5 protein-coding genes and 1 pseudogene are annotated in these 7,604 nt (G+C 69.1%); 4 read left to right on the top strand and 2 right to left on the bottom strand.

The features are described 5' to 3' along the window. The 3 genes and pseudogenes from ACN675_RS10700 to ACN675_RS10690 all read left to right on the top strand — a co-directional run. A pseudogene (locus tag ACN675_RS10700) lies at positions 1 to 214 on the top strand (hypothetical protein); the annotation flags it as partial. Positions 215 to 363: 149 nt separating this feature from the next. Next, complete coding sequence (locus tag ACN675_RS10695; RefSeq protein ID WP_420750844.1) at positions 364 to 2,697, top strand: carbon starvation CstA family protein; 2,334 nt, start codon at positions 364 to 366, stop codon at positions 2,695 to 2,697. Then, positions 2,694 to 2,876, top strand: a complete 183-nt coding sequence (locus ACN675_RS10690) for a YbdD/YjiX family protein (protein WP_420750843.1) — start codon at positions 2,694 to 2,696, stop codon at positions 2,874 to 2,876. Before ACN675_RS10695 ends, ACN675_RS10690 begins: the two co-directional genes overlap by 4 nt. A 22-nt stretch (positions 2,877 to 2,898) precedes the next feature. Here the strand turns inward: ACN675_RS10690 and ACN675_RS10685 are convergent, their stop codons facing one another. Next, positions 2,899 to 3,588 carry a ZIP family metal transporter gene (locus ACN675_RS10685; RefSeq protein WP_420750842.1) on the bottom strand — a complete coding sequence of 230 codons (690 nt, stop codon included), beginning with the start codon at positions 3,586 to 3,588 and terminating at the stop codon, positions 2,899 to 2,901. Positions 3,589 to 3,628: 40 nt separating this feature from the next. Beyond that, a complete protein-coding gene (locus ACN675_RS10680; RefSeq protein ID WP_420750841.1) occupies positions 3,629 to 4,729 on the bottom strand; it encodes an LLM class flavin-dependent oxidoreductase in 1,101 nt (366 codons plus the stop codon). Positions 4,730 to 5,012: 283 nt separating this feature from the next. Between ACN675_RS10680 and ACN675_RS10675 the strand changes: the two genes are divergently transcribed. After that, a complete protein-coding gene (locus ACN675_RS10675) occupies positions 5,013 to 7,592 on the top strand; it encodes a LuxR C-terminal-related transcriptional regulator (RefSeq protein ID WP_420750840.1) in 2,580 nt (859 codons plus the stop codon). The last annotated feature ends 12 nt before the right edge of the window (positions 7,593 to 7,604 follow it).

The raw sequence follows: 7,604 nt of genomic DNA, 5'->3' as shown, positions 1-7,604 counted from the left end.
CGTGCGCACCGACGCCGTCGACGTCGACGAGATCCAGGCCCGCGCCCTCGCACTGCTCGACCAGCTCTCCGCGATCGACGCGCAGCTCGCGCTGGTCGCCGAGCAGAGCGGCCTGGCGGCGCGCGCCCGGCGCAGCGACCTCGAGAAGCAGAAGGCCACCATCATGCGCACGCTCGGCGCGCTGGAGAAGGCGCGGCTCAGCGCCCTGTCCTGATCCCCTGCCGCCGGACGCGGCATCCCCGGTTTTTCCGGTTCCCGCCCGCCACCAGACGGTAGCGTGACGGCTGTCACATCACGTGCAGCCGAAGAGGTTCGCCCCGCTGATCGGACCACCGACCCGGGTCGATCCGGGGAGGAGCCGACATGGCAGTCGAACCGGCAGGAACACGCGGGGACATCGAGCATCTGCGGACCGATCCCGACCTTCCCCCGGTCGGGGTCGTGGACCGGACGCCGATTTCCCCCACCGCCCGCGTCGTCTTCCTCGTCCTGGCGATTCTCGGGGCGATCGCGTGGGCAATGATCGCCCTGGTCCGCGGCGAGAACATCAACGCGGTGTGGTTCGTGATCGCGGCGGTGTGCAGTTATCTGATCGCGTTCCGCTTCTACGCCCGGTTCATCGAGCGCAAGATCGTGCAGCCGCGCGACGATCGGGCGACACCGGCCGAGGAGTTGGAGAACGGCAAGGACTACATGCCGACCGACCGCCGGGTGCTGTTCGGTCACCACTTCGCGGCGATCGCCGGGGCCGGTCCCCTCGTCGGCCCGGTCCTGGCCGCGCAGATGGGATACCTGCCGGGAACCCTCTGGATCATCGTCGGTGTCGTGTTCGCCGGGGCGGTCCAGGACTTCCTGGTGCTGTGGATCTCGTCGCGGCGGCGCGGCCGCAGCCTCGGCCAGATGGCCCGCGACGAGCTCGGCCCGATCGGCGGCGTCGCCGCACTGATCGCCGTGTTCGTCATCATGATCATTCTCATCGCGGTGCTCGCGCTGGTCGTCGTCAACGCGCTCGCCGAGAGCCCGTGGGGCCTGTTCTCCATCGCCATGACCATCCCGATCGCGCTGTTCATGGGCGTGTACCTGCGGTACCTGCGGCCCGGGAAGGTCTCGGAGGTCTCGCTCATCGGCGTGGTTCTGTTGCTGCTGGCGATCATCGGCGGCGGATGGGTCGCCGAAACCGAGTGGGGCGCCAACTGGTTCACGCTGTCGAAGGTGACGATCGCGTGGCTGCTCATCGCCTACGGCTTCGCCGCGGCGGTGCTGCCCGTGTGGCTGCTGCTGGCCCCGCGCGACTACCTGTCGACGTTCATGAAAGTCGGCACGATCGCGCTGCTCGCCGTCGGCATCCTCATCGCCCGGCCGGCACTGGAGATGCCCGACGTCACCCCGTTCGCGATCGCCGGCAACGGGCCCGCCTTCGCCGGATCGCTGTTCCCGTTCCTGTTCATCACCATCGCGTGCGGCGCATTGTCCGGTTTCCATGCGCTGATCGCGTCGGGTACGACCCCGAAGCTGCTCGAGAAGGAGAAGCAGATCCGGCTGATCGGCTACGGCGGCATGCTGACCGAGTCGTTCGTCGCGATCATGGCGCTGGTCACCGCGTGCATCATCGATCAGCACCTGTACTTCGCGCTCAACGCCCCCGAGGCCCTGACCGGTGGTACCCCGGAGACCGCCGCGACCTACGTCAACGGCCTCGGTCTCGGCGGCCCGGACATCACCCCGGAGCAACTCACGGTCGCCGCCGAAGCGGTCGGCGAGGAGTCGATCATCTCCCGCACCGGCGGGGCGCCGACACTCGCGTTCGGTATGTCGCAGGTGCTCAGCGACCTGTTCGGGGGCGACAGCCTCAAATCGTTCTGGTACCACTTCGCGATCATGTTCGAGGCGCTGTTCATCCTCACCACCGTCGACGCCGGCACCCGCGTCGCCCGGTTCATGCTGTCGGATTCGCTCGGCAACTTCGGTGGGCCCGCCCGCCGGTTCAAGGATCCGTCGTGGCGTCCGGGCGCATGGTTCTGCACGCTCGTCGTCGTCGGGCTGTGGGGTGCGATCCTGCTGATGGGTGTCACCGACCCGCTCGGCGGCATCAACACGCTGTTCCCGCTGTTCGGTATCGCCAACCAGTTGCTCGCCGCGATCGCGCTGACCGTGGTGCTGACCATCGTCGTGAAGAAGGGCCTGCTCAAGTGGGCGTGGATTCCGGCGGTGCCGCTCGTGTGGGATCTCGTGGTGACGATGACCGCGTCGTGGCAGAAGATCTTCTCGTCCGATCGGGCGGTCGGCTACTGGGCGCAGCACCGCGCGTTCGTCGACGCGAAGAACTCGGGCGCCACCAGCTTCGGATCGGCCCGCACACCGGAGGCGATCAACGCGGTCATCCGCAACACGTTCATCCAGGGCACCCTGTCGATCGTGTTCGCGGTGCTGGTGCTCATCGTCGTTGCCGCCGGGGTGGTGGTGTGCGTGCGCGCGGTGCGGGCCGGTGGCCTGCCCACGACCGAAACCCCCGACGTCCCGTCGAAGATCTTCGCGCCCGCCGGATTCGTGCCCACCCCTGCCGAACGGGACCTGCAGAAACAGTGGGACGAACTGATCCACGCGGGGAAGGTCCGGGTGCCCGGTGCGGCGCACGTGCACCCCGACCATGCGCACCGGGACCATACGCATCCGCACAGCGAGGACGGTGGGTCGTGACCGCTCGGCTTCGCCGCGTCTGGTGGTGGGTCGGGGCGCTGATGGGCGACCACGACTACGCGCGGTACGTCGAACTGCACCGGCGGCTCCACCCGGGCGAACCGGTGCCGACCGAACGCGAGTACTGGCGGGACCGGCACGCGGCGACCGATTCGAATCCCGGCGCCCGCTGTTGCTGAACGTTCCGTGGATACCGCGGTGTCAGCCACCGAGCGCGAACGCGACGAGAAAGCCGGCCGCTGTCGACAAGCCGACCCACCAACCGCCCTCCCGATACGCCTCGGGCATCAGCGAATCCGCGAGCACGGCGATCGTCGCGCCCCCGGCGAAGGCCTGGATCTCCGCGATCGGCTGTGGCGAGATCGAGTCCGCCGCGGCATTCGCAGCGACCACCACCAGTACGAGCGCGATGGCGGTCGCCGTCCACAGCAGACCTGCCCGGCGGCGGTCGAAGTTCGGTTGCCCGCGCATGGACGCCGCACCCGCGACCGCTTCGGGCACGTTGCCCACCGCGATCGCCACCAGCAGGACGAGACCGCCCTCGGCACCGAGCGAGACACCGAGGGCCGTGTTCTCCGGGATCCCGTCGAGGAGTGCGCCGAGCATCAGGGCGAAACCGAGCGCCGCGGATCCGAGGCGGTTCTCGATCAGGTGGTCGGCAACCACATAGACCAGGGCACCGAGCATCAGGGCGATCCCGGCGACGACGACACCCTCCGACTCGAACGCCGGCTGGAACAGTTCGGTCGACACCGCCGCGACCATCGCTCCGGCACCGAACGCCATCAGTCCGGCCAGCAGCGGCTTCGGCAGGTCGTAGCGCAGGCCGATGACGGCGCCGACGAGCATCGGTAGCGCAGTGCCGAGACCGTAGTAGAGGGCGGTCGACATGCCGTGATGGTATTGCCGGCCGTCGACTCGTGCGGATTCGTCAGGCCGCGACGAAGCCCTTCGCGCGGTCGATGTCGACGTCGGACCACAACGTGGTCGGGGGCAGTTCGGCGCGCACCAGCGGGATCACCTCCTCCGCGAATCGGCGCAGGGTGTCCTTCTGCTGCTCGAAATCCAGTACGTGGTTGATGGACACCGACTGCAGGACGTGCCCGAAACTCTCGTGGTAGTCGAGGATCTTCTCGGCGACCCGTTGCGGGGAACCGACCAGCGCCGGCCCGCGTTCGACCGCGTCCTCGATGGTGCGGAAGCTGGTGACCTTCCCGACCGCCGCCGGATCGTGCTTGCGCTGATCGGATTGGCGGACGATCCCTTCGTAGATCGGCCGGTACTCGTCGATCGCCTGCTCCGTGGTGTCCGCGAGGAACAATCCGCCCGAACCCGAACCGACGTATGCCTGCGCGGGGTCGTGCCCGTGCGCGGCGTACTGCTCCCGGTAGCGGTCGATGAGCACCTTGTAGTTCTCCCGCGGCTGCAGCGCGTTCGCGGTCACGATCGGATCGCCCCACTTCGCGGCGAGGTCGACGGCGTGCGCCGACGTCGCCGAGCCGTGCCAGATCCGGAACGGTCCGGCGAACGGTCGCGGCAGCGTCGTCACGTCGGTGAGCGGCGGCCGGTGCTCCCCGGTCCAGTCGACGTGCTCCTCGCGCAGCAACGTGCGCAGCAATTCGTAGTTCTCCGTCAGGTATTCGTACTGCCTGCCGATGTCCAGCCCGAACAGCGGATACTGCAGTACCTCGTTGCCCTTGCCGATCACGATCTCAAGGCGACCGCGACTGAGCTGATCGACGGTGCTCAGATCCTCGGCGACCCGGACCGGATCGAGAACGGACAGGACCGTGACGCCGGTGGACAGCAGAATCCGGTCGGTGGCCTGCGCAATCGCACCGAGCACGACCGTCGGGCTCGACGACAGCACGTCACCCGCGTGCCGTTCCCCCACCGAATAGCTGTCGATGCCGAGCTGCTCGGCCAGCACCGCCATCTCGACGACCCGTTCGAGCCGGTCGGCAGGTGGGACGACCCGGCCGGTGACCGGATGCGGCGGATTGAAGATGATGTCGAGGATCTGGAAGCGCACCCGACGGAGTCTCGCGCCCGCCGGCCGCGAAGCCCAGGGATGTACTCGCCGTGACCGGAACTCCCGAGTTCGGGTCGACTGCGTTCCCGGCGACCCGGGTTTTACATATAGGCCGTTGCAAAAGTCGCTGCCCACCACCACCATCATGGAGTGAGACGACATCGGGGCAGATTGTCCGATTCGTCATGCTGTTGGATACCCTGAGCTGACGACGGCCCGGAGGGGACGCACCTATCGGGAGCGGTGGCCTTCGTTCAGCTCGTGCTTTGTCGAAGGAGTCCGCGTGAGCGTTCCGACCCCCGGTCGCGCCGGGGTGCCGTCGTGGCGAGCGCTGCGCAGTGCGCTGCCACGACCCCGGCTGTCCGCCCTGCTCGACCGTGAGTCGGCACTGACGATGGTCTTCGCGCCCGCCGGTTTCGGCAAACGCACGCTGGTCGCGTCGTGGCTGCATGCCGGCGGCGCCCCCGACCGTTCCGTGCTGTGGGTGCCGCCGCTGCCGGACGATGCCACCGAGGACGAGGTCTGGGCCGTGGTCCTGGATTGTTGCCGGCGCGCCGGGCTCTCCGTGCCGGAAGCCACCGCGGGGCCGCGCGATCTTCTCGTCCGCGTCCTGGACTCGTCGGAGACACCGATCGTGCTGGTCCTGTCCGGGGTACCCGTCACGACCGGACGGACCCTCATCGCCCCTCTGCTCGATCTGCTCGACGAGTCCCACACCGTCGACGTGATCGCGTGCATGCAGGGCAGCACCTCCGCGCTGCTGAGCATCACCGCCCGCGGCATCGACTCCACGTTCGTCTCCGCCGACGACCTGGCGTTCACCCGGGAGGAAACCACCGACCTGTTCCACCGGCACGGGGTCACCTTGCACGATGCGGCGCTCGGCGACCTGCACAACACGCTCGGCGGGGTGCCGGCGCTGGTGTCCGCCGCGGCCGCGGTCGTGCGCAACCGCCCGACCAGCCGTACCGGTCAGCACGGTCTGCCCGATCCGGGTGTGGCCGCGCTCCTCGACAAGTACGTCGACGAGCGTCTCGCACGGCTCGGCCCCGAACATCGGGCGTTCGCGCTGTCGATCGCCGCCGCGAGCCGCATCACCCCGGAGGACGCCGTCGCCTTGACCGGGCGCCCGGACGCGGGCCGGTTCATGGTGCACCTCGAGACGGTCGGCCTGATGGTCGGCTCGTTCGGCGTCGACGTTCCCACCTGGTGGTGGCCGCCGGCCCTCCGTGAGCGCGTGATGGCGGTGTCCCGCCGAGAGAACCCCGGCCGTCTCGACGAGTTGCTGGCCCGGCTCGCCCGGTCCGAGATGGATGCGGGCAGGCCCTCGGCGGCGGCGCTCTATGCAGCCGAATCCGGGAACTGGCCGCTCGCAGCGGAAATCGTTCAGCGTTCCTGGGTGGACATGGCCTCGAACCGGTTCGGTGAGCTCGTCCGGGTGATGCGGGCGCTGCCCGACGACGTGGTCGTCGACAATCCCGAGCTGCGGGCCGGGCGGGCCCTGGTCACCTCGATGATCGACGACCATCCGCTCCTGGGGGAGCAACTCGCCGACGACCCCTCGACGCTCACGGATCCGGCCCGCCACACCGAAGCCGTCAACCACCTGTACGTGGCGACCGCGCAGACGATCGCGCTGCGCCGGGCCGGCGACATCGCGGAGGCCGCGACGCGCACTCTGCAGTTCGAACCGCTCGTGTCGAGCATCACGGCCCGTCGGCCCGCCGTCTTCGGTGAACAGCTGCCGCTGTTGCGGATGCAGTGGGCCCTGACCCTGCAGCTCGCCGGGCACCTGCCCGAGGCGACGACCATCTTCCGGCGCGCCTACCAGAGCGGCGTGTCGTACGAACTGGGTTTCGTGGCCCATCAATCCGCCGGGGGCTCGGCGCTGGGCTGGGCGCTGGCCGGCGACAACACCCGGGTCCGCGAATGGCTCGACCGGGCCCGCCGCTACGACAACGCCGGGTCGTGGTCCGGCGCAGCCAAGGTTTCCGGCCGGGCGGCGGCGGTCCTGCAGCATCTCGATGTGCTCGACCTCGCCCCCGCGAAGGAAACGCTCGAACTCCTCGGCCGGCCGAGTGTGCGCGAAGAACTGTGGGCGTTCGTCGCCTACGCCCACTCGCAGTACGCGCTGACCACCCACGACGCCTACTCGGGTCTGACCTGGTTGCACCAGGCCATCGCTGCACACAGTGACAAGCACTCGGCCGGTGCGTTCTCGCGGGTCCTGCTCACCGCCGTCGAGGTGGACCTGCAACTCGCACTCGGCAACGGCAATCTGGCGCGTGCGACGGTCGACGAGGAACCGTCCAACCACCCGTTCCTGGTGGTGGCGGCCGCGCGCGTCGAACTGCTCACCGGTCACCCCGAGGTCGCGTCGAAACTGCTCAAACGGGTCTCCTGGACCGACTGCGGTTATCCGCGCGCCCACCTCGAGGCACTGCTGCTCGAGGCTGCGGCCCAGGTCGATCGGGACGGGCACGACGACGCCGTGCGTGCCTGGAACCGCGCGTGCATGCTCTCCGTCCGGCTCGGCAATCGCCGCGCGTTCACGACGCTGCCCCCGCGCTACATCGAGACGCTGGTCGCGTGGAGCGGCACGCCGGTGCCGGGTGGAGCGGTCGAGTCGATATTCGTCGACACCATCGCCCGGGTCGAGTTGTCGCCGCGGGAGGCGGGAGTGCTGGCACTGCTCGCGCGCGGATCGACGCTCGGGGAGATCGCCAAGGAACTGTTCGTCTCCCCGAACACGGTGAAGACCCAGCTGCGCAGCATCTACCGCAAACTCGGTGTGCACACGCGCTACGAAGCGGTGGGCCGCGCGCGGGAGCTGCGGCTGCTTCCCACGACCGACCTGACCTGACCGTCGCGGCCC

Origin of the sequence: Rhodococcus sp. O3, from assembly GCF_048897285.1 — a bacterium.
Lineage (GTDB): Bacteria > Actinomycetota > Actinomycetes > Mycobacteriales > Mycobacteriaceae > Rhodococcus.
Note: the sequence above shows the minus strand (reverse complement) of the source record. Positions and strands in the feature narration are given on the sequence as shown.